The following is a 24,816-nucleotide window of genomic DNA, read 5'->3' on the forward strand; positions in this document are numbered from 1 at the left end:
GGGGTGGGTTAGCGGGGGGTTAGGCGGTCTGTTCCCAGGCGGTCCTGGAGGACCTTGGGGATCAGGACACTGCCGTCGGGCTGCTGGTTCTGCTCCAGGATGGCGGGGAACAGGCGGCTGGTGGCCAGCGCGGAGCCGTTGAGGGTGTGCACGAAACGGGTCTGTTTGCCGCCCGGCTCGCGGTAGCGGATGGCCGCCCGACGCGCCTGGTAGTCGCCGGCCCAGGACACCGACGACACCTCCTTGTACTTGCCGGTGCTCGGCATCCACACCTCGATGTCGAGGGTCTTCCGCATCGCCGCACTGGCGTCACCGGCGGAGAGCAGCGAGCGCTGGTAGTGCAGGCCCAGCCCCTCGACCAGGCCCTCCGCGTGGGCGAGCATCTCCTCCAGAGCCGCGTCGGCCTGCTCCGGCAGGGTGAACTGGAAGATCTCCACCTTGTTGAACTGGTGCCCGCGCACCGTGCCGCGCTCGTCGGAGTGCGAGCCGGCCGACTCCCGCCGGTAGCACGGCGTGTACGCGAACGCCTTCAGCGGCAGCTTCGGGGTCTCCAGGATCTCGTCCTGGTACGCGCCGAGGATCGCCGTCTCCGAGGTGGGCAACAGGAACTGCCCACGCGGGGCGGACTCGGCGTCCAGGTGGTAGACGTCGTCGTAGAACTTGGGGAACTGACCGGCGGCGAAGCCGGCCGAGTCGAGCAGCAGGTGCGGCGGGAGCAGGAACTCGTAACCGGCCTTGACGTGCTGGTCGATGAAGTAGTTGAGCAGCGCCCACTCCAGCCGCGCGCCGGCGCCGGTGTAGATCCAGAAGCCGGAGCCGCCGAGCTTGACCCCACGCTCGTAGTCGACGAGGCCCAGCGCGCGGCTCAACTCGACGTGGTCGCGGACCTTGTCGATCACCGGCGGCTCGCCGAAGGTCTTCACGACCCGGTTGGCTTCCTTGCCGCCGGCCACCACGTCGTCGGCCGGCATGTTGGGCAGCTCACTCATCGCCGTACGCAGCCGCGACTGCACCTCGTCCAGCTGGGACTCCAGCTCGGCGAGCTGCTTACGCTCGGCCTCCGGTGCGGCGGCCTGCGGCTCCTCGCCGGCCCGCTTCGCCTGCGCGTACGCCCGAGCCTCGGCCTTGCGACGCTGCCGCTCGGCGTCGATCTCCGTGATCAGGGTGCGGCGTTCCTGGTCGAGTCGCTGAATCCCGTCCAGCGCCCGGGTGACCTCGGCGGGATCCAGACGCTTCGCCAGCGCGGTCGCCACCGCCTCGCGATCCTTCCGGATCAACTCCATGTCGAGCATGCTGCTCCGTACGCCTCCGTCCGGGGTCACAGGTGAACCACCCGATGCTACCGTCGCGGGCTTCTCCTCCCGGAACGGGGAGTGCGGGCGCTCCCGGAACGGGGAGTGCGGGCCGCCGAGTCAGAGCCGGATCGGCATCAACACGGAGTAGGTGTCCGCGTCGTCCGGCCGGCGTACGGCCAGCGGGGCGATCGGCCCGTCCAGCTCCAACACCAGCTGCGGCGCGCCGGCCGCGTTCAGCGCGTCGAGCAGGTAGCCGCCGTCCACGCCGACCCGCAACGTGTCGGAGGCCAGGTCGGCGGCGGGGAGCAGCCGCAGACCGCCCTCGTCGTCGACGCCGAGCACGGTGACCGCCCTGGTGGTGCCGTCGTGGTCACGGGCGACGGTGGGAGCCGCCGGGTCGGCCAGCGCGGCGCGCAGCGTCGCCACGTCCACCGGGATCCGGCGCGCGGCCGGCCGCTCGCCGACGGCCTTGCGCAGCAGCCTGCGGTAGTCCGGGAAGTCGTACGGCAGGGCGGTGCCGGTGAGCGTTCGACCCGCCACCCGCACCCGGAGGTCCGCGCCCGCCACGCTCAGCCACACCGGTCCGGCGTCGGTGGCGTCGAGCAGCGGGCGGAGCCGGTCGACGAGGGTCACCGGCACGAACACCCGCACCGGCGGTCCGTCGACGTCGGCTGCGGCCCGAGCCAGCGCGAGCCGGTACCTGTCGGTGGCGACGAGTCGGACGCCGTCGGGCTCCACGTCGAGCAGCACGCCGGAGAGCATCGGCAACTCCGGGTCGACGCCGACGGCGAAGCGCACCGCGTCGAGCGCGGCGGCCAGGTCGGTGGAGGAGAGCAGCAGCGTGGTGGTGGCCGGTTCGGCCGGGTCGACGAGGGCCCGGAGTCGGGCGGCCTCCCGGCGGGCGTCGGTGAGCCCGTCGGCGAGCCGGCGCAGGTGCGCGTCGAGCAACAGGTGCACCGCGGCCGGCTCGGCGCGTACCGCGGCGGCGATCTCCGGGACCGGCATCCCGATCCGGCGCAGCCCGGCCACCAACCGGGCCGGGGTGATCTGCTCGTCGGTGTACCAGCGGTAGCCGGTAACCGGGTCGACCAGGGCCGGCTGAAGCACCCCCGCCGAGTCGTAGAAGCGCAACGCGCTGACGGTCAGGCCACTGGCCCGGGCCAGCTCACCGATGCTGTGCAGGTCGCTCACGCCGGGCATCCTGCCCCCTCGACCCGGTCGAGGGTCAAGCCGAGCCGTCCAGCACCCGGAAGGTGAGCCCGGCGCGGACGAGCCGGTCGAGCAGCGCGTCACCCATCGCGGCGACCGGGGTGAGCTGCCCGGCGCTCGGCGGCAGCTCGTCGAACGCCAGGCAGAGCGCCGACTCGGCGAGCATCTTCGCCGTCTCGTCGTACCCCGGGTCGCCGCCGGCCACCTCGGTGACCACCCGCCGCCCGCCGCCGACGCCGACGAACCGGACCGTGAACCAGGACGCCGCCCGCTGCTCGGCGGTGGGCCCCTGCCCGGACGCAAGCCGACCGAGCAGCCAGCGTCGACTGGGCGGCAGCCGCACCAGCCCGAGCAGCGCGCCGAGCCCGACCGCGCCGGCCAGCACGGTGGGCAGCCGCTTCACCCCGGCGAAGTGCCGGTACCGGAAGTCCGGGCCGTACTCCGGGCGGGCCGCCGCCGACCGGCGGACCACCTGCGGGTCGATCGTCGGCAGCGGCACGGTCCAGATGCCCAGCTCGGCGGAGCGGGCCAGCCGGCCCGGCACCGCGCGGACCCGGCGGTCGGTGGGGCGCGGCTCGACCGCCCGGCGTTCCCGGGCGGCCCGGCCGGCCGGCCCGGTCCGGGAGAAAGCGGTGAGCGCCGAATGGTAGGTGCCGGCGGAGAACCGGCCACCGGCACGGACGTAGCCGTCCACGGTGATCGGCGCGTCGGCGGGCAACTGCTTGACGGTGAACCAGACGCCCAGGTCGTGCGGGACGGAGTCGAACCCGCAGGCGTGCACCAGCCGCGCGCCGGTGCCTGTCGCCCGGGCGTGGTGGCGCACGTACATCAGGTCGACGAACTCCGGCTCGCCGGTGATGTCCAGATAGTCGGTGCCGGCCGCCGCGCAGGCCGCGACCAGCGGCTCACCGTGGTGGACGTACGGGCCGACCGTGCTGGCCACCACCCGGGCGCTCTCCGCCACGGCCCGCAGCGACCCGGCGTCTGTCACGTCGGCGGTGAGCAGCGGCAGGTCGGCAAGTGTCGGGTCGATCGCGGCGAGCCGGTCCCGGACGGCGGCGAGGCGGGCCGGGTTGCGCCCGGCCAGCGCCCAGCGCAGCCCGGCCGGCGCGTGTCGGGCCAGGTATTCGGCGGTCAGGCCACCGGTGAACCCGGTCGCCCCGAACAGCACCACGTCGTACGTCCGCTCGCCAACCATCCCCGGAGTCTGTCACCCGCCCGCGCCGATGCATCCTGACGAGCAGACGTCACGGCGTGAACACGGCCCGTACGCAGCCGTCGGCCCGGTCCCGGAACAGCGCGTACCCCTCGGGGGCGTGCGACAGCGGCAGCCGGTGGGTGGCCAGATGTTCGGTGCGCAGCTCGTCGCGGGCCATCCGATCCAGCAGCATCGGCACGGTGCGCAGGTCCGGCCGGCGGGCCCCGCGCAGCGTCAGCCGTCGGTCGGTCACCGTGCCCAGCGGGAACGCGTCGACGAACCCGTCCGTCCCGCCGAGCAGCACCACCACGCCGCCCTTGCGGCAGGCGTGCACGGCCTCGCGTCCCGCGTCCGGCCGGTCGGCCTGACCGGCGAACCGCGCGGGTGGCGGCGCGCCGACCGTCACCACACACACGTCCGGCCCGCGCCCACCGCTGCGGTCACGCAGCTCCGCCGCGACGTCGGTGCGACGATAGTCCAGCGGCTCCGCCCCGGAGTGCCGCTCGGCCATCCGCAACCGCTCCTCGTGCCGGTCGACGACAAGCACCCGGGCGGCACCGCGCAACACCGCCGCCCGAGCCGTCAACTGCCCCACCGCCCCGGCACCCCAGACCGCCACCACGTCGCCGGACCGCACCGCACCCAGCTCGGCGGCCAACCACCCGGTCGGTGCCGCGTCGGCGGCGAACACCGCCCGGTCGTCGTCGACCGCGTCCGGCACCGGGAAGGCACTCACATCGGCGTACGGCACCCGCACGTACTCGGCGTGACCGCCCGCGAACCCGCCCGCCGCCCGCGGGCGGCCGAAGCAGCCGGCGTCCGAGTGTCCCCGGTCGGGGTCGGCGCTCGCCTGGTCGGCATGGGCGTTGTCGCAGCAGGAGTGCAGGCCCTGACGGCAGTACCAGCAGCCGCCACAGGCGACACTCGCGCCGACGACCACCCGGTCGCCGCCCCGGTGCCGGCGGACCCCGGGACCGACCTCGACCACCTCACCCAGGAACTCGGCCCCGAGCACGTCGCCGGCACGCAGCAGGGGATGTCGTCCGGCCAGCAGCGGCAGGTCCCCGCCGGCGGTGGCACTGCGATGTACCCGGACGATGACGTCCCGCTCGTTGCGCAGCTCCGGGTCGGGCACCTCGCGTACCGCCAGCTCGTCGGCGGCCACCCAGCACAGCGCCCTCACCCGCGGACCTCGGGTCGGTCCAGCGCCGACCGGTCGGCGCGCAGCACCTCGCCGGCCTCCACCCGCTGCTTGATCTGGCGCAGGGTCCGGCGGACCAGCAGATGGGGGTCGTCGCCGACCAGGTGCGCGGCCAATCCGACGGGCGGGGCGGCACCGGCCACCGGTCGGGCGGCCAGCTCGGTGCCCCGGTCGCCGGGCGCCGGGCGCACCCGCACCTCGACCGCGCCGTCCAGGCGGCGCAGCGGTTCCGGCCACCGACCGGCGGGAAGCACCTGCTCCGGCGGCCGGTCGACGGTCACCACCTCCCACCGGGCCGGCGCGGCCGGGTCGCGGTCCGCGCCGGTCCGGGTGCGCCACCGGGGTACGCGCAGCAGGCGCGCCGCCGCGCCGCCGAGGGCGGGTCCCGCCCGCGCCAGCCGTCCCATCGCTCCCACCCGTCCCACGTCCTCCCGGTCCACGTCCCCCGATCCTCGGTCGCCCTCGGGTGAAGCGTGCTCGCCCGGAAGGGGTGAACCGGCCCACGTCGGGTAACCGCTCGCCGACCGGGGGTGGAGCGCGTGGTGGGGGTGGGGCTGAGTGCCTGAACAGGATCGCGTACGCGTCGACACGGCACCGGGGCACCCGGTGCAGCGACCGCTGCTCGCGTCGCGGCTGAGCCCGGCCGTGCCACCGGAGCCGGTGGTGGCCCGGCCCCGGCTGCTGCGCCGGTTGGACGAGGGCAGCGCCGGACCGGTCACCCTGGTCGCCGCCCCCGCCGGCTGGGGCAAGACCACGCTGCTCGCCACCTGGGCCCGACTCGAAGGCGCGACGCCCGACGTCGACCCGGGCGCGATCGTGCCCGACTCCGGCCAACTGGCGGCGGGGCCGCAGGTCAGCCCGGTCTGGGTGTCGGTGGAGGTCGGCGACGACGCCGACCGGCTGTGGGCGTACCTCGCGGCGGCGCTGCGCACGGCGACCGGGTCGGGCGAGGGTGGCCCGGTGCCCGACCGGCCGCCCCGACCCGACCAGCTGGAGCTGTTGGCCGCCACGCTCGCCGCCGCGGACCGGCCGGTGCTGCTGATCCTGGACGACCTGCACCGGGTCGCCGACCCGGCGGCGCTGAGCGGCGTGGAGTTCCTGCTGCGGCATGCCGGCCAGCGACTACGCCTGGTGATCGGGGCGCGGGCCGGGCTGCACCTGCCCCTGCACCGGCTGCGCCTCGCCGGCGAGCTGACCGAGATCGGCCCGGACGAACTGGCGTTCACCGACGACGAGGTGGCCGACCTGCTCACCGCTCACGGCGCGGCCCTGCCGGCGGCCGCCGTGCGCCAGCTCCGCGAACGCGCCGGGGGCTGGCCGGCCGCGTTGCGTATCGCCGCGCTGGCGGTGCGGGGGCAGACCGACCCGGAGCGCTGGGTGGGGCAGTTCGGGGGAGACCAACCGGAGATCGCCGGGTACCTCCGCGAGGAGGTGCTGGCGACGCTCGACCCGGCCGAGGAGGACCTGCTGCGTCGTACCGCCCTCGTGGAGACCGTCTGCGCCGACCTGGCCGGGGCGCTGACCGGCCGCGCCGACGCCGGGCAGGCGCTCGCCGACCTGGCCGGGACCGGTGGTCTGCTGCACCGGGAGGACACCCGCCCGCCCTGGTACCGCGTCGACCCCCTGCTCGCCGACCTGCTCCGCGCCGACCTGGCCCGGTTGCCCGACCACGAGGTACGCGATCTGCACGTGCGGGCGGCCGACTGGTACGCCGGCGACGGCCGGCCGGCCGACGCGCTGCGGCACGCGCTGATCGCCGGCCGGTGGGACCTGGCCGGTGACCTGTTCGTCGCCCACTGGCCGGAGCTGACCCGGTACGACAGCGCCCCGGTGCACGCGCCGGCACCGGTGGCCCCACCGGCGGAGGTGCTCCGGGCCGACCCGGAGGTGGCCCTGGCCTACGCCGCCGAACGCGCCTACGCCGGCGATCTGCCGGCCGCCACCGGTCACCTGCGCGCCGCAGCCGCACACGCCGCGGGACTGCCGGTGCCCCGCCGGCAACGGTTCCTGCGGCTGGTGACCGCGCTGGAGCTGACCGTGGCCCGGCTCGTCGGCGACCCGGTGCAGGTGCGCGCCGCCGTCGCCCGGCTGCTGCGGACCCGCCCGGAGGGTGCCACGCCGACCCGGCTGCCAAACTCCACGTCGGCCACCGCTCCGACGTCCGGTGGCGGCGACGCCGCCGACGACGCCGACCTGCGCGCGTTCGCCGGCACCGGCCTGGGGCTCGTCGAGTTGGCCGAGGGCGCGCTGCCGACCGCCCGGTTCGTCCGTGCTCGGGCGGCTGCCCGGGAGGCGGGCCGGCCACGTACCGAGCTGGTCGACGCCAGCCGGGCCGCGCTGCTGCTCGCCCTGCGCGGCGATCTGCGGGCAGCGGAGCAGGCGGCCCGGGACGCGCTGGGCATGCCACCGTGTCGGGGCTGGGCCTGTCAGCTCGACTGCGCCTACGCGTACCTGGCGTTGGCCCAGGTGGCGCTGCTGCGCGACCAGCCCGACGAGGCCACCGCGAACCTCAACCTCGCCGGCCCGGCACTCGGCCTCACCGGCGGCTGGGGCGGCGACACCGACGACGGCTGGCTCGCCGCCGCCGACGGCGAACCGGTGGCCACCGCGGCGTCGGCGCTGTGCCGGGCGCACCTGCTCCGCGACACCGGCGACCCGGCGGCCGGCCAACGACTCCTCGTCCGGGCCCGGGAAGCGCTTGCCGACCGCCCGTCCGTCGCCGAGCTGACCGGCCTCCTGCTCGCCGCCGAGGCCGGACTACGCGCGGAGCGCGGCGACCTGGACGCCGCCCGCGACCTGATCGCCGGCGGCACCGACGAGGAGACCCGGGCCGGCGGTGCCGACGAAGGCCCTCGGGTCGGCGGTGCCGGCGAAGGCCCTCGGGCCGGCACCGCCGACGTGGGCCCTCGGGTCGGCGGTGCCGACGTGGGCGCCCGGGTCGGCGGTGCCGACGTAGGGACCGGCCCGGTGCTCGCGGTGGCGCGGGCGAGGGTGGAGTTGCTGGCCGGCGACCACGCCGCCGCCGGGCGCAGCGTGCCCGACTGGCAGGCGCCGACGGCCACGGCCTGGCCCCTGCCGGTACGCCTGGACGCGGGCCTGCTGGACGCCGTACTGGCCGAGCGGGCCGGGGACGGGCGTCGGGCGGGTCGACTCCTGGAGCAGGTGCTGGACCTGGCTGGCCCGCAGGGCTGCCGGCGGGTCTTCACCCGCGCCGAACCGCCGGTCCGGGACCTGCTGGCGGCACACCTGGACGCGGGCACCGCGCACTTCGCGTTGGTCAGCGACCTGGTGCGCGGGGCCGGACAGAGCGTACGCGGGCCCGCCCGGCCGACCACCGAGCCGAGGGGGACCCTCGACGAGCCGCTCACCGAGCGGGAACTGACAATCCTGCGCTACCTACAGAGCATCCTGTCCAACGTGGAGATCGCCAGCGAGCTGTCCCTCTCGGTCAACACCGTGAAGACCCACGTGCGCAACATCTACCGCAAACTCGACGCGACCCGCCGGCGCGAGGCGGTCCGGCGGGCGCGCGAGTTGCGGATCATCTGAGCGGAACGCGGTCAGGCGTTACTCGCCGCGTCCACGGCCGTCAGCAGGTCGGGCAGCTCGTACCCGCCGTCGTGGCGGACACCGTTGACGAACAGGGTGGGCGTGCCGTTCACCCCGCTGCGAATGCCACCCACGAAGTCCCGGCGCACCCGGTCGGCGTGCGCCCGGCCCTCCACCTCGGCGTTCAACTCGTCCGGCGGCAGCCCGACCTGCTCGACACCGAGCGAGAGGTGCACCGGATCGAGTTGGTCCTGGTGCTCGTAGAGCCAGTCGTGCATCTCCCAGAACCGGCCCCGAACCGCGGCGGCCTCGGCCGTCTCGGCGGCCCGTTCCGCGTACGGGTGGACGTTGGCGATCGGGAAGTAGCGGTAGACCAGCCGGACGGTGTCGGCCCGCTGCCGCAGCATCTCGTGCAGGTTCGGGTACGCCGCGCCGCAGAACTGGCACTGGAAGTCGCCGTACTCGACGACTGTCACCGCCGCGTCGGCCGGCCCCCGGATGTGGTCCTCGGTGGTGACGGGGTCCCGCAGTCGGGCGGTCACCTGCAGTGGCGTGGTCATCCGGCCATCACCTTCCGATCGGCGGCGAGTCGGTCCAGCGCGTCGAAGATGCCGTCCGCGCCCGGGTTGACGTCCGGCGGCGAGAGATAACTCCAGGTCACCGTCCCCGCCGGATCGAGCACCACGAGCGCGCGGTCCGCCTCACCCTGCGAGTTGTACGCACCGTAACGGCGGGAAACCTCGCCCTTGGGCTCGAAGTCGGCCAGCAGGGGGAACTCGATGCCCCGGCTCTCGGCGAACGCCCGGTGTGACCAGATGCTGTCCACCGAGATGCCGAGCACCACCGCCCGGTACTGGGCGAAGACGGGTGCCGCCGACTGGTAGAGCGACATCTGGTCACCGCAGACCGGGCTCCAGTCGGCGGGGTAGAAGGCGAGTACGACAGGTTGGCCCCGGAACTGTTCGGGCCCGGTCAGGGCCCCGTTCGGGGTGCCCGCCAGGGTGAAACCGGGCGCGGGGCGCCCCGGTTGGATCAGCCCGTTCGGATCACTCATGCCACCAGCCTGCGCCCGGGGTGGGTGAGGCCGGCTCACCCGGCCCGGGTGGTTCCGCGCCGCGCCCAGCGCCCGCTGCGCCCAACGCGCCCGTGCTCGCTCGGGCAGCAGGCAGTGCCCGCGCCCGCTCAATGCCGCATGCGGCGCCCGCTCAATGCCGCACGCGGCACGCACCCGCTCAGCGCAGCACCGGCGCGACGGCGATGTGGTTCCGCACCTCCCGGATGCCCGGCGCGGACCAGGCCACCTGCTCGACCTCGGCGCGCTCCGGCATCGAGTGCACCAGCCCGGCGAGTACCGCCGTGTCGCCGTGCACCCGGACGCTGATCCGTTCGGCCTCGGTCGCCCCGGCCCGGGCCAGGGCGTCGACGATCAGTTCGGCCAGGTTCCGGCCGTCCGGTGCGGCGGTCGGCCGGACGGTGACGCCGTTGCTCACCCCGCGTACGCCGGTGAGCCGCCCGACGGCCCGTTCGGCCGCCCGGCGCTGGTACTCCCACTCGACCTCGCCGTGCAGCGTCACCCAACCGGACGAGACGGTGACCTGAAGCTTCTCGATGGGCACGAACGCGTCCCACTCCAGCGCGTGGCTGGCCGCGGCGGCCAGGTCGGGATCGGTGCGCTCGGCGTCGTTGGCCAGGTGCACGGTCAGGTCGTTGGCGACCGCCCGGACCCGGACGACCCGGTGGGCGGCCCGTTCGGCGGCCCACTTCTTGGCGTAGCTGTCCACCCGGCCGGTAAGCGTGACCACACCCTCCGCCACGGTCACACCGATCTCGTGTGGCTGCACCCTGGGTTCCCAGGTCAGCTCGTCGAGTACGGCGGTCTGGATGTCCTGGTCGGTGCGGTCGATCTCCGCGATCGCCATCTGGGCCTCCTCCCCGCGTCGGTGGCGGACCGGTGGCGGCTGCGGCCGGAGGTCCGCCGGGGTCCGAGCCTGCCGCCGCCCCGGGTGAACCGTCCTCACCCGCACCGGGTGAGGGAGGGTCGGCTCCAGGTCACATGCGGTGGTTGGGAGCGCTTCCAAAGCGAGTCCACTTCGGTTACGGTAATCGCATTCCTCGATCGCGGGAGCCGTCGCGTCGGGTGGTGGGAGCCAGGGCAGCTCCACCCAATCCCCGTCGTTGTGCCCGTCCCCCGGGCCACGGCGTCGCCATGCGACCAACCCCGTCCCCCGGGGTTGCCTCCCGAGAGGAACCACAGATGCCCAGAAGTCTCGCCAGCACGGTCGTGACCGTGCTGGCAGCCGCCGCAGCCATCGTGGCGGTCCCGCTCACCCCCGCCGGGTCGGCCTCCGCCCCGACCGCGGCGGAGGCGTACACCTGGCGCAACGTCCCGGTGGGCGGCGGTGGCTTCGTGCCCGGCATCGTCTTCAACCCCACCGAGAAAAACCTGATCTACGCGCGCACCGACATCGGTGGGGCGTACCGCTGGGAGCAGGCCAGCCAGTCGTGGACGCCGCTGCTCGACTGGGTCGGCGCCGACCGCTGGGGTTACAACGGCGTGGTCAGCATCGCCACCGACCCGGTGCAGACCAACCGGGTGTACGCGGCGGTCGGCATGTACACCAACGGTTGGGACCCGAACAACGGCGCGATCCTGCGCTCGACCGACAAGGGCGCCACCTGGCAGGTCACCGAGTTGCCGTTCAAGAACGGCGGCAACATGCCGGGCCGGGGCATGGGCGAGCGGTTGACCGTCGACCCCAACCGGAACAGCATCGTCTACTACGCCGCCGAGGGCGGCAACGGGCTGTGGCGCAGCACCGACTACGGGGCGACCTGGGCCCGGGTCACCGCGTTCCCCAACGCCGGCAACTACCGGGCCGACCCCAGCGACCCCAACGGCTACAACGGGCAGAACCAGGGCCTGACCTGGGTCAGCTTCGACAAGAGCACCGGCACCGCCGGCTCCACCACGCAGACGATCTACGTGGGCGTGGCGGACAAGGAGAATCCGGTCTACCGCAGCACCGACGGCGGTGTCACCTGGGCGCGCATCCCCGGGCAGCCCACCGGCTACCTGGCGCACAAGGGTGTCGTCGACCCGGTCGGCGGTCACCTCTACATCGCCACCAGCGACACCGGTGGCCCGTACGACGGCGGCAAGGGTGACGTCTGGAAGTTCACCCGGTCGACCGGAGCCTGGACCCGGATCAGCCCGGTGCCCTCCACCAGCGCCGACGACTACTTCGGCTACAGCGGCCTGACCATCGACCGGCAGCACCCCAACACGCTGATGGTGGCCACCCAGGTCTCCTGGTGGCCGGACGCGATCTTCTTCCGCAGCACCGACGGCGGGGCGAGCTGGACCCGGATCTGGGACTTCACCAGCTATCCGCAACGGTCCAAGCGCTACACCATGGACATCAGCTCGGTGCCCTGGTTGACCTTCGGCACCAACCCTGCGCCTCCGGAGGAGACGCCCAAGCTCGGCTGGATGAACGAGTCGGTGGAGATCGACCCGCACGACTCCAACCGGATGATGTACGGCACCGGTGCCACCATCTACGGCACCACCGACCTCACCAAGTGGGACACCGGTGGCCAGTTCACCATCCGACCGATGGTCCGCGGGCTGGAGGAGACGGCGGTGCTCGACCTGGTCAGCCCGCCCAGCGGCGCACCGCTGATCAGCGCGCTCGGTGACGTCGGTGGCTTCCGGCACACCGACCTGACCGCCATTCCGCCCATGCTGTTCACCCAGCCGGTCTTCACGACCACCACCAGCCTGGACTATGCCGAGAGCAAGCCGGCCGTGCTGGTGCGGGCCGGGAGCTTCACCGACTCCGACCGGCCCGGCGACAGTCATGTCGCGTTCTCCACCGACGGTGGCGCCACCTGGTTCCAGGGCACCGAACCGTCCGGGGTCAACACCGGTGGCACTGTCGCCGCCGCGGCCGACGGCAGCCGGTTCGTCTGGGCGCCCGGCGACGCCGGTCAACGGGTGGTCTACTCGGTGGGCTTCGGCAACTCGTGGGCACCCTCGGCTGGCATTCCCGCCAACGCGACCATCGAGTCCGACCGGGTCGACCCCAACCGGTTCTACGGCTTCAGCGGCGGACGGGTCTACCTGAGCACCAACGGTGGGGCGAGTTTCACCGCCACGGCGGCGACCGGTCTGCCCGCCTCCGATGTGCGGTTCAAGGCGCTGCCCGGCCGTTCCGGCGAGTTGTGGCTGGCAGGGCCCGGTGGCCTGTGGCGATCCACCGACTCCGGTGCCAGCTTCACCAAGCTGGACGGCGTCAGCGCCTCCGGCAACGTCGGCTTCGGCAAGGCGGCACCCGGGCGCACCAACCCCGCCGTCTTCCTGTACGGCACGGTGAACGGTCAGCCCGGCGTGCACCGCTCCGACGACGCCGGCACCACGTGGGTACGCATCAACGACGACAGCCACCAGTACGGCAACCCGGCCGAGGCGTTGACGGGCGACCCCCGCGTCTACGGTCGGGTCTACCTCGGCTCCAACGGGCGCGGCATCCTCGTCGCCGATCGGGCCGACGGGCCGCCTCCGACCACGCCTCCTCCGACCACGCCGCCTCCCACGACGCCGCCTCCCACGACGCCGCCTCCCACGACGCCTCCTCCGACGACGCCGCCGCCGGCGAGTGGGTGTACGGCGACCTATCGCGTCACCGGCTCCTGGTCGGGTGGCTTCCAGGCGGAGCTGGTGGTCCGCAATGCCGGCACCGTGCCCATCGCCGGTTGGACGCTCGGCTGGACCTTCCCCAACGGGCAGCAGATCACCCAATTCTGGGGCGGGACCCACACCCAGTCCGGGGCCGTCGTCTCGGTCCGCGACACCGGCTGGAACGGCGCGCTCGGCGCCGGGGCCACCACCACCGCCGGCTTCCTCGGTTCGTGGACCGGCAGCAACGCGCCGCCGACCACCATCACCTGCGTGAGCCGCTGACCGGTGATCCGGGCCCGACCGGCCCGGTCACCACCCGAGCACCGGTCCGTCGGGCTGCCTGAGGGGTCCGGCACCCGGCGGACCGGTCCACCCGGCCGACGACGTCGGTGAGGTGCGAACGACGCGGGGCCGCACTCGATCGAGTGCGGCCCCGCGTCGTTGGGTCGTTCAGACCGCCGGTGAGCTGGGCCGGTCCACGTCGACGAACTCCACGTCGTCGACCGCGCGGTCATCCCGGCTGCCGGCGGCCCGCGCGGCCGACCCGACGGCCCAGCCAACCGCGGCACCGACAAGGGCGGCGCCGATCAGCAGGGTCCAGGGCAGGGCCGGCTGCCGGCCGGCGAGCGCGTCGAAGGCCAGCGAGGCGCGGCGTCGCGCCTCCTCGGCGGCGGAGCCGACCAGGTCACCCGCACCGTCGGCGAGGTCGCCGCTGTTGCGACGGGCCGAGCGGGCGGTGTCGCGCACACTGTCTCCGGCGGAGCCGACGGCGGAGAGCAGATGCTCCCAGGCATGGTCCGCAATCCGCTCCGGTTTGCTGCGGCGGTCCAGCAGGTTGGTTCCGAACATCGTGGTTACCTCCTCGGGTGCCGAAGCCGCCGGCCACTTCGGACCTCGGCGTCTGTTCAGCGCGTCACGGTTCGCCTACCCCGCCAGTGCCCAGGGCCGTCCGGGCGCAAACCCGGCCGGCCCCGGCCCGCTGCCGGCCTCAGCGCACCGCCACCACGGCGACGCCGCGGGCGAAGTCGTCGTCGTCATCGTCGTCGTCATCGTCGCCGCCGCCGAAACCGCAGGCCAGGACGAGGGCCAGCAGCACGCCGACGCCGGCCAGCCCGGCAAGTCGTTTGATCATCGAAGATCCTCTCCGTCACGGGCGGTGTCCCGGCCCGATGCTAGGTGCCGTCGGCAACCCGACGGCACGGATCGGGCTGATAGCCGCGGGCGACACGCCGGTGGCAGCGGGCGGACGTCGCTTGTGGGCCGGTTGTCGGGCGCGTCGGGCCGGGGCCGCTACCCTGGTTCGGCGGCGCGCCGGTCCCGACCGGCCGTCGGAGGTCAAATAACAAAAAGTCTTGAGCAATCAGATACTCAAAAGTGCGGATATGGGTGCCTTTGTGCGGCCGGATCCGCGAATTGCTCATCCCGAGGGGTGGCGACCGAGGCCGTCGGAGGAATACTCTCGGTCGCGGCCCGCGTACTGATGAGGCGCCCGGGGGACGGGCGGGTGGAGGTGCTCGCGTGAGCCTGTCGATCGTGAAGTCGGTTTTGTCCGGTGGAGTCGTGGAGATCGCCCCTCGGGGCGAGATCGACGTCGACACAGCGTACGAGGTGCGTGAGGCGATCGCGGAGGTGCTGGCCAAGGGCCGGCCGCTGCGCATCGAGCTCAACATGAGGCTTGTCACCTTCATCGACTCCGTCGGCATCAGCGCCATGGTTGCCGGCTTCCAGACGGCCGAGGTCAGCGACGTCAAGCTGGTGGTCACCGAGCCGAGCCGGTTCGTGCACCGGCAACTCTGGGTGACCGGCCTGCTCGGCCTGTTCGGTGCTCCGGAGCCCTACTTCGCCGGCGCTGCCACCCCCGAGGTGCTGCCCGGCGCGTGAGCGCCCGGCCGGACCGTCAGGGCCGGTCGTCCAGCCCGGTCAGGTCGACATCCGTCGCTTCGGTGACTGCCCGGATGGCCGTCACCGAGGCGTACCCGGCGGCCAGCAACGCCACGTCCGTGCCGGGCTGGGCGGCCTGCCCCGGCTCCTCCAGCGACGTCCGGACGAAGCCGTGGCCGGATTCGGCCACCGTCATCTGCACCTGACCGAAGCTGGCCAGCGTGCCGCGTCGCACCCCGCGCAGCCGCCCGTGCGGCAGGTCCGGGGCGTTGACGTTGAGCACGCTCTCCAGCGGCGCCGACGTCAACCGGGGCAGCAGGTCCAGGGCTACCCGCGCGGCGGTGCTCCAGTGCCGCTCGGCGTCGCGTACCCGGGCGGCGGCGTCCACGGCCGCGCCACCGCTGGCTGCCGTCGCCTCGCCCGCGGACAGCACGTCCAGGGAGACCGCCATCGCCCGGCAACCGTTCATCGCGGCGGTGAACGCGGCACCCACCGTCCCGGAGTGCAGCACGGCCCGGCCCGCGTTGGCACCCCGGTTGATGCCGGAGAGCACCACCGACGGCGGCGGGCCGAACGCGCCGTGCAGCGCGATCAGGGTGATGAAGCCGGGGGAGCCACCCACCCCGTACGCCGGCACACCCGTCAGGTCCGGCAGCGGGTGGTCGTTCACGACGACCCGCCCGTCCCGCTCCACGGCGCTCATCGCGGCGCTGGTGCCGCTCGCCTCCTCCAGCGGCGCGGCGACCACCACGTCCAGGCCCCGTTGCGCCGCCGCCCGGGCCAGTGCCTGGATCCCCGGCGCGGCGATCCCGTCGTCGTTGGTGATCAGGACCCGCAGCGTCATCGCTCGACCACCCGGTCGGCCAGCTCGTCCGGGGTGGTCCGCTCCTGGGGCCGGCTGTCCGCCGGCACCAGCCGGACCCGCTCGACCAGGCCGGTGATCGAGTCCAGTCGCCCGGTGCCCAGGCCGTGCCGGGTCACGTTCATCGCCCCGGCGGCGGCACCGGTGCGGATGGCGGTCCGGATGTCCCCGCCACGGGCCACGACGGCGGCCACCCCGGCGGTCATCGAGTCGCCCGCGCCGCGCGGGTCGGCAGCCTCCAACCGGGGCATCTCGACCTCGAACAGTTCCCCGTCGACGAGCGCCAACGCCGGCTGGTCGGCCCGGCTCACCACCACCGTCTCGGCACCGGCGGCGTGCAGCTCGTACATGGCCCGGGTCAGCTCCAGGCTGTCGTCGCTGCGGGCACGGCCGTCGCGGATCAACTCCTCGTGGCTCACCTTGAGGAAGAACACGCCGCTCTCCAGCACCGCGCCGAGGTGATCGCCGGAGAGGTCGACCACCACCCGGCCGCCGTTGGCGCCGAGGTCGGCGGCGAAGCGCCGGTACAGGTCGGCCGGGACGAGCCACGGCTCGTTCGGCCCACTGAGGACGCTCACCGCCGCCCGCAAGCCCTCGCCGAGGGCCAGGTTGTACAACTCGTCCAGCTCGTGTCGGCTCAGCGGCTGCCCGGGCACGTCGGCGATCTCCTGTCGCGAGCCGCCCCGGCGATCGTGCACGTACCCGCCGCTGCCGGAGTCCCGGACCACCACCTTGAGGTCCACGCCCTCGCTGACCAGTAGTGGCTCCAGCACCTGGCCGATCTCGCCGCCGAGGGCGGCGCAGAGCACCACGTCGACACCGAGCGACAGCACCATCCGGGCCTGCCAGACGCCCTGCCCGCCGGGGTGCAGGTGCAGCTCGGGATGGTCGTTCGGCTGGTCCACAGTGACCGTGAGCTGCGGCGTGGGCGCGAAGACCATCACGTGCCCGCTCACCGGTCGTCACCGCGCATGATGTCGCCCATCGTCCTATTCAGGTAATTTCCCACCGGTCGACCTTAATGCGACAGCCGGGGTTCGTCCGGGCATCCGGCGGCCGTCGGGCGTTGCCAGCCACGCATCGGTACGGGACGATCGTGCGACAAGCGACGGTGGGAGACGTGTGCTCAGCAGCGATACCTTCAGCTACACCGTCCAGGCCCGGTGCACGCTGGCCGAGGCGGCGGCGATGCTCAGTGACCTGACCCGACAGGGCGAGCTGCACCCGCTGATCGTCCGGGTCCGTCAACTGCCGCCCCGACCCGGCGCCCAGGCCAGCTACACGATCAACGACAGGTTGGTGGCCGGCCCACTACGCTTCCGCACCACGTATCACGCGGACGTGCTGAGCAGCGGCAACGACGAGATCATCATGGTGGCCCGGCAGTGGCCCGCCACCACTGTGCACAACCGCACCCGACTGCGCGCCGAGCCGGACGGCCTGGTCCGGATCGACGTCGAGATCACCCTGACCGCGCCAACTCCACTGTTCCGGTACGCGTTCCGCCAGGCACGGGCAGCCCACCTGGCCCTGGCCGCCCGCCTCGGCCCAGCCCTGAGCCGCACCAACAACCCCCCACTCTCCGCCTGACCCCACCCCACCCCCCAAGCCCGCCCCGGCCCTGCCCCCCGCCCCGCCGATCTTGCAGTTTCTGTCGGCGATATCCGGTGGAATGCCCCGTTATGTCGGGACAGTAAGTGCAGGATCGCGGGCGCGGGAGCGGGAGCGGGAGCGGGGGTGGGGTGGGTTGTGGGTCAAGGGGCTGTCGTGATCGTTGTTCGGTTCGGGGTCGCGGCCGCGGCTGGGCGGCGGCCCCACGGCTTGTACGTGGACAGCACCGTTGCGATGATCATCAGGCTGGTCGACACCGCGGGCGCGATCACCAGGTCGACGCGGTCCCGTGCGGGGAGGGCGGCGCCCACCGCACCGGCGTGCCGCAGATTCGGCGTGAGCAGGAACAGCACCAGCCCGACCATCACCGTGGTGAGCACGAGCTTGGCCACCACCCAGCGATAGCGCCAGAGGCCCCACGGGGTGAACAGCGCGCTGGCGACCCCGACCAGCCAGACCAGGACGCTCAGCGGCGCGAACAGCACCGTGCCGACAAGCGCCGTGACCGGGTAGACAACCGCCGGGTCGGCACCCCGCTGGACGGCGATGCCGAGCGTCAGGAGCACCAGGTCGGCACCGAGCCAGCCGAGCGAGGTGACCAGGTGCAGAGTGAGGAGCCCCTTGCGGGCGGTGGGTGGGATCCGGCGCATACCGCGATGCTGCCCGCCGACCCGCGCCAGGTCGTCCGATCGCCGACGACATCCGGGGTACGCCCGGCGACGTACCCCGGCTCGGTGCCGTGCTCAACACGACATCGCCAACTCCGGGGTATCCGGGACGACGAGATACCCCGGAGTTGGCGAACGCGAGTGGATCATCCCCGGACCCGGACCGGGGGAGCCGTCGGGTGGGTCAGTAGACCGACAGGTGTACGTGGTTGGTGTGGTCGGTGGACGGGGTGCCACCGGCGCCGCTGTACGACTTCCACCCGCTGCTGGGCAGCCAGATCTGCCGGTACCAGATCACGTACAGCACGGCGAGCCGGTCGGCGTTGCGGATGAAGTACGCGGCCAGGTTGTTGCCGTACGTCTTGTCGCCGCCGGTGGCGTTGCCGCCGAAGCCGCTCGTCTGCGCGGCGAAGTCGCAGGCCCGGCCCTTCGGGTGTTCGCCGGAGCCGCTGGGGCGGTGACAGGAGACGTACCGGGTGAAGCCGGCAGCCTTGGCCTGGTTGAGCGCGTGCAGGGTGCGCGGGGTGATGCAGCCGTTGGCGGGCGTGGGGTCGTTGACGCTGCACGACTCGGATGGCCAGGAGCCATCGGAGTTGCGCGGTGCCGCCTTCGCGTTGGCGGTGGAGGTGCCCCGGTTGGAGCCGGTGTCGGCGGTGGTCTGCGGCGGCTTGGGTGTGTTGGCGACGGTGAGGGCGCGTTCGGCCTGCTCCTTGCGCTTGGCCATGACCGTGACCTGCTTGCGTTGTTCGGTGATCTCGCCGTTCAGGGCGGCCCGGGTGCGGTTGGCCTGGTCCTTGGTGGAGAGCAGGTCGCGCAGCACCCGGTCCTCGTTGGCGGCCACCGCCTCCAGTGCGGCGGCCCGGTCCATGAAGCCCTCCGGGCTGCTGCTGTTGAGCAGTGCCGACACCGCGCCGAGCCGGCCGGTGCGGTACGCCACGCCGGCGATCTGGCCGACCTTGCCGTCGCGCTGGGCCAGCTCGACCTCGATGCCCTTCAGTTGGGTGGCGAGCTGTTGCTGCCGCTGCACGGAGGTGTCCAGAGCGCGTTTCGCGTCCAGGTAGCCCTTGCTGGCGGCCTCAAGTTGGGCGCGCAGCGACGGGGTGCCGCCCTCCTCGTCGGAGTCGGGTGCGGCGGCGGCCCGTAGGCCGGTCGGGGGAGCGGCCGAGGCGGCGCCGGCCGGGAGTGCGACGCCGAGGGCGAACATCGCGACGATCAGGGCCGCCAGTCGGGCGGCGGGGGGTCGTGCTGGTGCCACTGCGCATGTCCTTCCGTCAGCCGCCGACCGGGTTAGCTGACGGGTTCGGGACGGAAGATCCCTACCGCTGACGCGGATGCACCCCAGGAACGTGGTTCCCCGGTTCGCCTGGTTGGGCGATTAGGCGGCGACCGCCACCGGCGCCTGGAGGGCGCCGCCTGGTGGAGGCCGGGACCGAGCCTACCGGTGCCGGTGGGGCTGCTGCAGCCGATGTGACGGAAGGTGCGCGCGTCATCACGGAAACGGGTGTTACCACTCGATGGAGCCACAGGCCCCGGTGGCGGCGCCGGGCTCGATCTGCAACGTCGCGTGTTCGATCCGGAAGTCGTCGTGCAGGGCGGTACGCGCTGCGGTCAGCACCGCGCCGACCTCCGCGCCGGGTGCCATGGTCAGGTGCGCGGAGGCGACCTCCATGCCCGAGGTGAGCGTCCAGACGTGCAGGTCGTGCACCTCCACCACACCGGGTACGGCGGCCAGCCGGTCGTGCACGGCGGTCACCGGCAGGTGTTCCGGGGCGGCCTGCACCAGGATGCGGACGGCGGCGCGGGCCAGCCGCCAGGTGCGCGGCAGGATGAACGCGCCGATGGCGACCGCGACCAGCGGGTCGGCCCACCACCAGTCGGTGACGGCGATGAGCAGTGCGGCGCCGATCACACCGAGTGAGCCGAGCAGGTCGCCGAGCACCTCCAGATAGGCGCCCTGGAGGTTGATGCTCTCCCGGGCGCCGGCGCGGAGCAGGGCGAAGGCGGCGATGTTCGCGAGCAGGCCGAGCACGGCCACCACGAGCATCGGGCCGGCGACGACCTCGTGTGGGGCACCGAAGCGGCGGATCGCGGCGATCACCACGTAGATCGCGACGCCGGAGAGCAGGACGGCGTTGGCCAGTGCGGCGAGCACCTCGAGGCGGTAGAGCCCGAAGGTGCGCTGTGGGTCGCCGGTGGCCCGTCGGGTCGCGGTGATCGCGGCGAGCGCCATCCCGATGCCGAGCACGTCGGTGAACATGTGCCCGGCGTCGGAGAGCAGGGCGAGCGAGCCGGTGCGCAGGGCGGCCACCGCCTCGACCACCATCAGGGTGGCGAGCAGCCCGAATGCCGCCCAGAGGCGGCCCCGGTGCTGCTGTGCGGCATTGGCGACGGACCCATGGTGGTGGTCATGACCTGCGCCCACGAGATCCACCTTCCGCTGCCGGCCGGGGCCCGGTCAAATGTATGTTCACATCGCTATGTGTGCAAGTGTTGGGCCGGCCGCTGGCCCGGCCGACGAGCTGGCACGGATCAGCCGGTCGGGTCGATGGTGGTGAGTCGCTGCGTGGCCCGGGACAGCGCCACGTAGAGGGTGCGTACCCCGGCACCCGGATCCGCCCGGATCTCGCTCGGGGCGACGAGCACGACTCCGTCGTACTCCATGCCCTTGGCCTCCAGGCTGGTCACCACCTGCAGGCGCGGCGCGTCGAGCGCGGCGAGCCAACCGGCGACCTCGTCCCGACGGGGAACCGGCGTGATCACCCCGACCGTGCCCTCCACCTCGGTCAGCAGGCCGGAGGCCGCCTGCACGGTCGCGGTCTCCAACCCCGTCGCGGGCACCACCAGCTCGACCGGATCGACCCCGGTGGAGCGCACGGCCGTCGGCAGCGGCAGGTCGGGGTAGAGCCGGCGGATCTCCGCCGCCGCCACCGCGAAGATCTCCGAGGAGTTGCGGTAGTTGGTGGTGAGCGTGAAATCGTGCCGCTTGCGTCGGCCCAGCGCCTGGTCCCGGGCCCGGTCCAACTCGTCGGGGTCGCCGGTCCACGCGGTCTGCGCGGGGTCACCCACCACCGTCCAGGAGGCCAGCCGGCCCCGCCGACCGACCATCCGCCACTGCATCGGTGAGACGTCCTGCGCCTCGTCCACCACCACGTGCGCGTAGTCCCGGTAGTCCTCCGGACGCTCCCGCGCCGCCGCGCGGGCGGCCCGCTGCCGGTCGCTGGCGGTGCTCAGCTCACGGACGCCGCCAGCGAGCTGGAACGGGTCGCGCCGGGCCTTGGCCGGCTGCACCGGCTTGCCGAGAAGGGCGTCCAGCTCGTCCAGCAGTGCGATGTCGGCGATGGTCAACCCGTCCGACTCCAGGTTCCGGTACGCGGCGGTGAGCAGCCGGATCTCCGCGCCGGAGAGGATCCCACCGGCGTACCGCCGCAGCCGGTCCGGCTGTGCCAGCCAGCCGAGCACGTGCCGCGGGTGCAGCCGGGGCCACCACGCCTTGAGAAACTCGCGGAACTCCGACCGCTCGGCGATCTCCGCCTCGAAGGTCCGCTGCTCCGGCAGCCGAACGCCCACCTCACGGGCCTGCGCCCAGAGCGCGGCGAAGATCCCGTCGAAACCGGCCCGGCGGACCTCGTTGCGTCGGGCGCCCCGGTGCAGCGCGCGGTCGCGGACCCGGTCCAGCGCCGCCCGGTCCAGCCGCAGCAACGTGCCCCGGTAGAGCAGCCGCAGCTCACCCGGGCCGCCCGGCACCGCGTCGCGGGCCGCCCGCTCCAGCACCCGGCGCATCCGCAGCGAGCCCTTCACCGCCGCCACCTCGGGCGGGTCGGTACGGGTGGCGCTCATTCCCGGAAACAGGGTGCCCAGCGAGTGCAGGGTCGCGGCGTCCTCACCGAGCGACGGCAGCACCGAGCCGATGTACTCCACGAAGACCGACGACGGGCCGACCACCAGGATGCCGCCACCCGCGTACCGGCTGCGGTCGGAGTAGAGCAGGAAGGCGGCCCGGTGCAGGGCGACAGCGGTCTTACCGGTGCCGGGGCCGCCCGCGACGATCGTCACCCCGGAACCGGGTGAGCGGATCGCCTCGTCCTGCTCCCGCTGGATGGTCGCCACGATGTCACGCATGCCCCGGCCGGTGGCCTTGGACAGGGTGGCCAGCAGCGCGCCGTCGCCGACGACCGTCATCCCCTCCGGGGCGGCGTTCGGGTCCAGCAGGTCGTCCTCGATCCGGGTGACCCGCTCGGCCCGGGACTGGATCGTGCGGCGACGCACCACGTCCAGCGGCTGCGCCGGAGTGGCCTGGTAGAAGGCGGCGGCGGCCGGTGCCCGCCAGTCGACGACAAGTGTGGTGGTGTCCTCGTCACGGATGCCGAGACGCCCGACGTGCAGCACCTGCCGGTCCCGCAGATCCAGCCGGCCGAAGACCAGCCCCTCGTACTCGGCGTCCAGGACGTGCCGCCGCTGCGCGGCGTGGAAGACCATCGCGTCGCGCTCGACCAACGAGCCGTACGTGCCCACCCGGGCCATCCGGTAGCCGTCACGCTCGGCACGGACCGCCGACTGCCGCAGTTCGGCGAGTCGCGCGTACACCCGGTCGAGGTGGCGTTGCTCGACGGCGATCTCCTGCTCCAGGCCGGTCTGGTCGGTCAACGCACGCTCCTTCGACTGTCGCCGGCAGGCGGCGAAAACCGCGCGAGCCAACCGCAGAAGGGTACGGCCCCGGGCCTGGCCCGCCGCGCCCGAGGTGCGCGAACGCGCTCAGACACCCGTTTCGGCGGGCGTCGCCCCCCGGCCGCGGGGCGGCGGTTCGGCGAGCACCCGGCGCAGGACACCGGTCAGGGCGGCGTTGACCTCGTCCGGGCGCTCCATCATCAGCATGTGCCCGGCACCCGGGCAGACGGTCAACTCGGTGGCCGGCAGGGCCGCCGCGATCGACTCGGCGCACGGCGGTGGGGTCAACCGGTCCCGGTCGCCGACCAGGGCGGCGGCCGGCAGGTGGGCCAACGCGGTGAGGGTGTCCAGTCGGTGCTGGGTGCCGATGGAGGCGCGGAACCCGCCGATCGAGCGCAGCGAGGCACGAGCCACCGCGGAGGTCACCAGGCGGATGTCGGAGGGATCGCAGCGGTCACCGAAGAGCATCCAGCGGATGCTCGGCCGCAGCGCGTTCAGCAGTGCCCGGGGCGCTCGCCAGGAGCCGCACCGGGCCAACACCCCGGCACCCGTCGTCTCGGCCAGCCGGATCAGCCGGGCGATCCGTGGCGAGAGCCCGTAGACGGTGTGCGTGTGCCCCTCGGCGGTGGTCGACACGAAGACCAGACCGGCCGTACGGGCGGCGAAGTGCGCGGGGTGGCGGTGGGCGTACTCCATGATCGTCATGCCGCCCATCGAGTGCCCGACCAGGACCACCGGCCCGACCGGCGCCACCGTGTCGAGCACCGTGGCCAGGTCGTCGCCGAGTTGGGCCAGGGTGGCCGTGGGCAACGCCATGCAACTGGACCGGCCGTGCCCCCGCGCGTCGTAGGTGACCACCCGCACCGACCCGCCGAACGCCGCGGTCAGCCCGTCGACCTGCCGGTGCCAGGCGCGCCCGTCCAACGTCCAGCCGTGCAACAGGATGGCGGTGACCTGGGCGTCCGTCGGCCCCGTCGCCTCGACGTGGAGCCGTACGCCGTCCGGCAGCCCGACCTCGAACCGCTCCGGCATCGCCACCTCCCCAGGCCGCCCGGCAACCCACCAGTCCCTCCCATAACCGGCTACCCGCCATGACACCACGCCAATCGCGCCGCGGCCGACATTCCCCGACCCCGCCCGTGGGGCCCGACGGCGGGCCAAGCTGGACGGCATGGGGTCGTCGGAAGCGCCCATGGGCGGGGCGTCGGGGCCTGGGCGGCAGGCCGGCGGCACTCCTCGCGCCGCGCTGGCCGACCTGCTCGCCGGTAACCGGCGGTTCGTCAGCGGCCAGCCGATCCACGGACACGACGTCACGGCCGCCGCGGCCGCCGCCTCCGGCGACCAGCAGCCATACGCCGTAGTGCTCGGCTGCATCGACTCACGGGTGCCGCTGGAGGCGATCTTCGACCAGACGTTCGGTGCGATCTGCGTGATCCGTACCGGTGGGCACGTGCTCGACCGGGCGGTGTGCGGGTCGATCGAGTACGTCGTCGGCCAGCTCGGCGTGCCGCTGGTGCTGGTCCTCGGTCACGAGCGGTGCGGCGCGGTCGGCGCGGCCGTGGACGCGCTGCGCGCCGGGGAGCGTCCCGGTGGCTCGCTGGCGCACCTGGTGGACGAGATCGCTCCGGCGGTGACCGAGGTCGGGATCGACGACCCGGCAGTGCTGCCGCTGGCGATCCGTCGGCACGTCCGGCGAACGGTGGACACCCTGCGCGCCGACGACCTGCTCGCCGGGCCGGTCGCCGCCGGACGGGTGGCCGTGGTCGGTGGCCTCTACGACCTGGCCACCGGCGAGGTCGCCCTGCTCGACCCGGCCTGAACCCACCCGACGCCGCGCGACGGGCCCTCCGCGCGACCGCTCGACGGGCCCCGGCCCGGCGGCTCGACGGGCCTTCCGCCTGGCGGCTCGACGGGCCTTCCGCCTGGCGGCTCGACGGGCCTTCCGCCTGGCGGCTCGACGGGCCTTCCGCCTGGCGGCTCGACGGGCCTTCCGCCG

22 protein-coding genes and 1 riboswitch are annotated in these 24,816 nt (G+C 73.7%); of the genes, 5 read left to right on the forward strand and 17 right to left on the reverse strand.

Going from position 1 to position 24,816, the window contains the following annotated elements:
• Positions 1-8: 8 nt before the first annotated feature.
• The 5 genes from serS to ACGFIW_RS27220 form a co-directional block, all read right to left on the reverse strand.
• The gene (gene serS, locus ACGFIW_RS27200) at positions 9-1,292 is read right to left on the reverse strand and encodes a serine--tRNA ligase (RefSeq protein ID WP_393321534.1); all 1,284 of its coding nucleotides are present in this window, start codon (positions 1,290-1,292) and stop codon (positions 9-11) included.
• A gap of 120 nt (positions 1,293-1,412) precedes the next feature.
• On the reverse strand, positions 1,413-2,477 hold the full coding sequence (locus ACGFIW_RS27205) for a MerR family transcriptional regulator (protein ID WP_393321537.1): 1,065 nt from the start codon (positions 2,475-2,477) through the stop codon (positions 1,413-1,415).
• Positions 2,478-2,520: 43 nt separating this feature from the next.
• Positions 2,521-3,702: a saccharopine dehydrogenase family protein gene (locus ACGFIW_RS27210; protein WP_393321320.1), complete on the reverse strand. Its 1,182-nt coding sequence runs from the start codon at positions 3,700-3,702 to the stop codon at positions 2,521-2,523.
• A 49-nt stretch (positions 3,703-3,751) separates the two neighbouring features.
• Positions 3,752-4,885 (reverse strand): alcohol dehydrogenase catalytic domain-containing protein, encoded by a 1,134-nt coding sequence (locus ACGFIW_RS27215; RefSeq protein WP_393321323.1) that lies wholly within the window; start codon positions 4,883-4,885, stop codon positions 3,752-3,754.
• Complete coding sequence (locus tag ACGFIW_RS27220) at positions 4,882-5,310, reverse strand: hypothetical protein (protein ID WP_393321540.1); 429 nt, start codon at positions 5,308-5,310, stop codon at positions 4,882-4,884. Before ACGFIW_RS27220 ends, ACGFIW_RS27215 begins: the two co-directional genes overlap by 4 nt.
• Before the next feature lie 151 nt (positions 5,311-5,461).
• On the opposite strand from ACGFIW_RS27220, the gene ACGFIW_RS27225 reads away from it, so the two are divergent.
• Positions 5,462-8,452, forward strand: coding sequence for a LuxR C-terminal-related transcriptional regulator (locus tag ACGFIW_RS27225; RefSeq protein ID WP_393321326.1), 2,991 nt, complete (start codon positions 5,462-5,464; stop codon positions 8,450-8,452).
• 11 nt (positions 8,453-8,463) lie between these two features.
• Here ACGFIW_RS27225 and ACGFIW_RS27230 read toward each other — a convergent pair whose 3' ends face one another.
• The 3 genes from ACGFIW_RS27230 to ACGFIW_RS27240 form a co-directional block, all read right to left on the reverse strand.
• On the reverse strand, positions 8,464-9,012 hold the full coding sequence (locus tag ACGFIW_RS27230; protein WP_393321329.1) for a DsbA family protein: 549 nt from the start codon (positions 9,010-9,012) through the stop codon (positions 8,464-8,466).
• Positions 9,009-9,506, reverse strand: coding sequence for a redoxin domain-containing protein (locus tag ACGFIW_RS27235; protein WP_393321332.1), 498 nt, complete (start codon positions 9,504-9,506; stop codon positions 9,009-9,011). Before ACGFIW_RS27235 ends, ACGFIW_RS27230 begins: the two co-directional genes overlap by 4 nt.
• 178 nt (positions 9,507-9,684) lie before the next feature.
• On the reverse strand, positions 9,685-10,371 hold the full coding sequence (locus ACGFIW_RS27240) for a BON domain-containing protein (protein WP_393321335.1): 687 nt from the start codon (positions 10,369-10,371) through the stop codon (positions 9,685-9,687).
• Between the two features lie 335 nt (positions 10,372-10,706).
• Here ACGFIW_RS27240 and ACGFIW_RS27245 point away from each other — a divergent pair, with 335 nt between their 5' ends.
• Positions 10,707-13,415, forward strand: coding sequence for a cellulose binding domain-containing protein (locus ACGFIW_RS27245; RefSeq protein ID WP_393321338.1), 2,709 nt, complete (start codon positions 10,707-10,709; stop codon positions 13,413-13,415).
• Between the two features lie 168 nt (positions 13,416-13,583).
• Here the strand turns inward: ACGFIW_RS27245 and ACGFIW_RS27250 are convergent, their stop codons facing one another.
• Positions 13,584-13,982: a hypothetical protein gene (locus tag ACGFIW_RS27250; protein WP_393321341.1), complete on the reverse strand. Its 399-nt coding sequence runs from the start codon at positions 13,980-13,982 to the stop codon at positions 13,584-13,586.
• A gap of 139 nt (positions 13,983-14,121) precedes the next feature.
• Positions 14,122-14,265, reverse strand: a complete 144-nt coding sequence (locus ACGFIW_RS27255) for a hypothetical protein (RefSeq protein WP_357070700.1) — start codon at positions 14,263-14,265, stop codon at positions 14,122-14,124.
• A 386-nt stretch (positions 14,266-14,651) separates the two neighbouring features.
• Here ACGFIW_RS27255 and ACGFIW_RS27260 point away from each other — a divergent pair, with 386 nt between their 5' ends.
• Positions 14,652-15,014, forward strand: coding sequence for an STAS domain-containing protein (locus ACGFIW_RS27260; protein WP_030330302.1), 363 nt, complete (start codon positions 14,652-14,654; stop codon positions 15,012-15,014).
• 16 nt (positions 15,015-15,030) lie between these two features.
• Here ACGFIW_RS27260 and surE read toward each other — a convergent pair whose 3' ends face one another.
• Together surE and ACGFIW_RS27270 are read right to left on the reverse strand one after the other, a co-directional pair.
• On the reverse strand, positions 15,031-15,858 hold the full coding sequence (gene surE, locus ACGFIW_RS27265) for a 5'/3'-nucleotidase SurE (RefSeq protein WP_393321345.1): 828 nt from the start codon (positions 15,856-15,858) through the stop codon (positions 15,031-15,033).
• Positions 15,855-16,817, reverse strand: a complete 963-nt coding sequence (locus ACGFIW_RS27270) for a PfkB family carbohydrate kinase (RefSeq protein ID WP_393321543.1) — start codon at positions 16,815-16,817, stop codon at positions 15,855-15,857. Before ACGFIW_RS27270 ends, surE begins: the two co-directional genes overlap by 4 nt.
• Before the next feature lie 181 nt (positions 16,818-16,998).
• On the opposite strand from ACGFIW_RS27270, the gene ACGFIW_RS27275 reads away from it, so the two are divergent.
• Positions 16,999-17,466: an SRPBCC family protein gene (locus ACGFIW_RS27275; protein WP_393321348.1), complete on the forward strand. Its 468-nt coding sequence runs from the start codon at positions 16,999-17,001 to the stop codon at positions 17,464-17,466.
• Between the two features lie 164 nt (positions 17,467-17,630).
• On the opposite strand, the gene ACGFIW_RS27280 is transcribed toward ACGFIW_RS27275, so the two are convergent.
• From ACGFIW_RS27280 to ACGFIW_RS27300, 5 genes are all read right to left on the reverse strand, one after another.
• On the reverse strand, positions 17,631-18,137 hold the full coding sequence (locus tag ACGFIW_RS27280) for a hypothetical protein (protein ID WP_393321350.1): 507 nt from the start codon (positions 18,135-18,137) through the stop codon (positions 17,631-17,633).
• 202 nt (positions 18,138-18,339) lie between these two features.
• Positions 18,340-19,410, reverse strand: coding sequence for a coiled-coil domain-containing protein (locus tag ACGFIW_RS27285; RefSeq protein ID WP_393321353.1), 1,071 nt, complete (start codon positions 19,408-19,410; stop codon positions 18,340-18,342).
• A 5-nt stretch (positions 19,411-19,415) separates the two neighbouring features.
• A riboswitch (cyclic di-AMP (ydaO/yuaA leader) is annotated at positions 19,416-19,547 on the reverse strand.
• A 112-nt stretch (positions 19,548-19,659) separates the two neighbouring features.
• Entirely contained in the window at positions 19,660-20,577 is a 918-nt protein-coding gene (locus ACGFIW_RS27290) for a cation diffusion facilitator family transporter (RefSeq protein ID WP_393321356.1), read from the reverse strand.
• A 107-nt stretch (positions 20,578-20,684) separates the two neighbouring features.
• Entirely contained in the window at positions 20,685-22,799 is a 2,115-nt protein-coding gene (locus tag ACGFIW_RS27295; RefSeq protein WP_393321359.1) for a HelD family protein, read from the reverse strand.
• A gap of 108 nt (positions 22,800-22,907) precedes the next feature.
• Positions 22,908-23,852 (reverse strand): alpha/beta fold hydrolase, encoded by a 945-nt coding sequence (locus tag ACGFIW_RS27300; RefSeq protein WP_393321362.1) that lies wholly within the window; start codon positions 23,850-23,852, stop codon positions 22,908-22,910.
• 160 nt (positions 23,853-24,012) lie between these two features.
• Here ACGFIW_RS27300 and ACGFIW_RS27305 point away from each other — a divergent pair, with 160 nt between their 5' ends.
• Positions 24,013-24,639, forward strand: coding sequence for a carbonic anhydrase (locus ACGFIW_RS27305; RefSeq protein ID WP_393321365.1), 627 nt, complete (start codon positions 24,013-24,015; stop codon positions 24,637-24,639).
• The last annotated feature ends 177 nt before the right edge of the window (positions 24,640-24,816 follow it).

This window comes from Micromonospora sp. NPDC048935, from assembly GCF_043197875.1.
GTDB lineage: Bacteria > Actinomycetota > Actinomycetes > Mycobacteriales > Micromonosporaceae > Micromonospora.

Coding starts and splice junctions, on each gene's coding strand:
- ACGFIW_RS27270 (WP_393321543.1), bottom strand. CDS start 16,817: ATGGTCTTCGCGCCCACGCCGCAGCTCACGGTCACTGTGGACCAGCCG.
- ACGFIW_RS27280 (WP_393321350.1), bottom strand. CDS start 18,137: ATGCGCCGGATCCCACCCACCGCCCGCAAGGGGCTCCTCACTCTGCAC.
- ACGFIW_RS27255 (WP_357070700.1), bottom strand. CDS start 14,265: ATGATCAAACGACTTGCCGGGCTGGCCGGCGTCGGCGTGCTGCTGGCC.
- ACGFIW_RS27245 (WP_393321338.1), top strand. CDS start 10,707: ATGCCCAGAAGTCTCGCCAGCACGGTCGTGACCGTGCTGGCAGCCGCC.
- surE (WP_393321345.1), bottom strand. CDS start 15,858: ATGACGCTGCGGGTCCTGATCACCAACGACGACGGGATCGCCGCGCCG.
- ACGFIW_RS27210 (WP_393321320.1), bottom strand. CDS start 3,702: ATGGTTGGCGAGCGGACGTACGACGTGGTGCTGTTCGGGGCGACCGGG.
- ACGFIW_RS27305 (WP_393321365.1), top strand. CDS start 24,013: ATGGGCGGGGCGTCGGGGCCTGGGCGGCAGGCCGGCGGCACTCCTCGC.
- ACGFIW_RS27240 (WP_393321335.1), bottom strand. CDS start 10,371: ATGGCGATCGCGGAGATCGACCGCACCGACCAGGACATCCAGACCGCC.
- ACGFIW_RS27220 (WP_393321540.1), bottom strand. CDS start 5,310: ATGGGACGGCTGGCGCGGGCGGGACCCGCCCTCGGCGGCGCGGCGGCG.
- ACGFIW_RS27235 (WP_393321332.1), bottom strand. CDS start 9,506: ATGAGTGATCCGAACGGGCTGATCCAACCGGGGCGCCCCGCGCCCGGT.
- ACGFIW_RS27250 (WP_393321341.1), bottom strand. CDS start 13,982: ATGTTCGGAACCAACCTGCTGGACCGCCGCAGCAAACCGGAGCGGATT.
- ACGFIW_RS27230 (WP_393321329.1), bottom strand. CDS start 9,012: ATGACCACGCCACTGCAGGTGACCGCCCGACTGCGGGACCCCGTCACC.
- serS (WP_393321534.1), bottom strand. CDS start 1,292: ATGCTCGACATGGAGTTGATCCGGAAGGATCGCGAGGCGGTGGCGACC.
- ACGFIW_RS27300 (WP_393321362.1), bottom strand. CDS start 23,852: ATGCCGGAGCGGTTCGAGGTCGGGCTGCCGGACGGCGTACGGCTCCAC.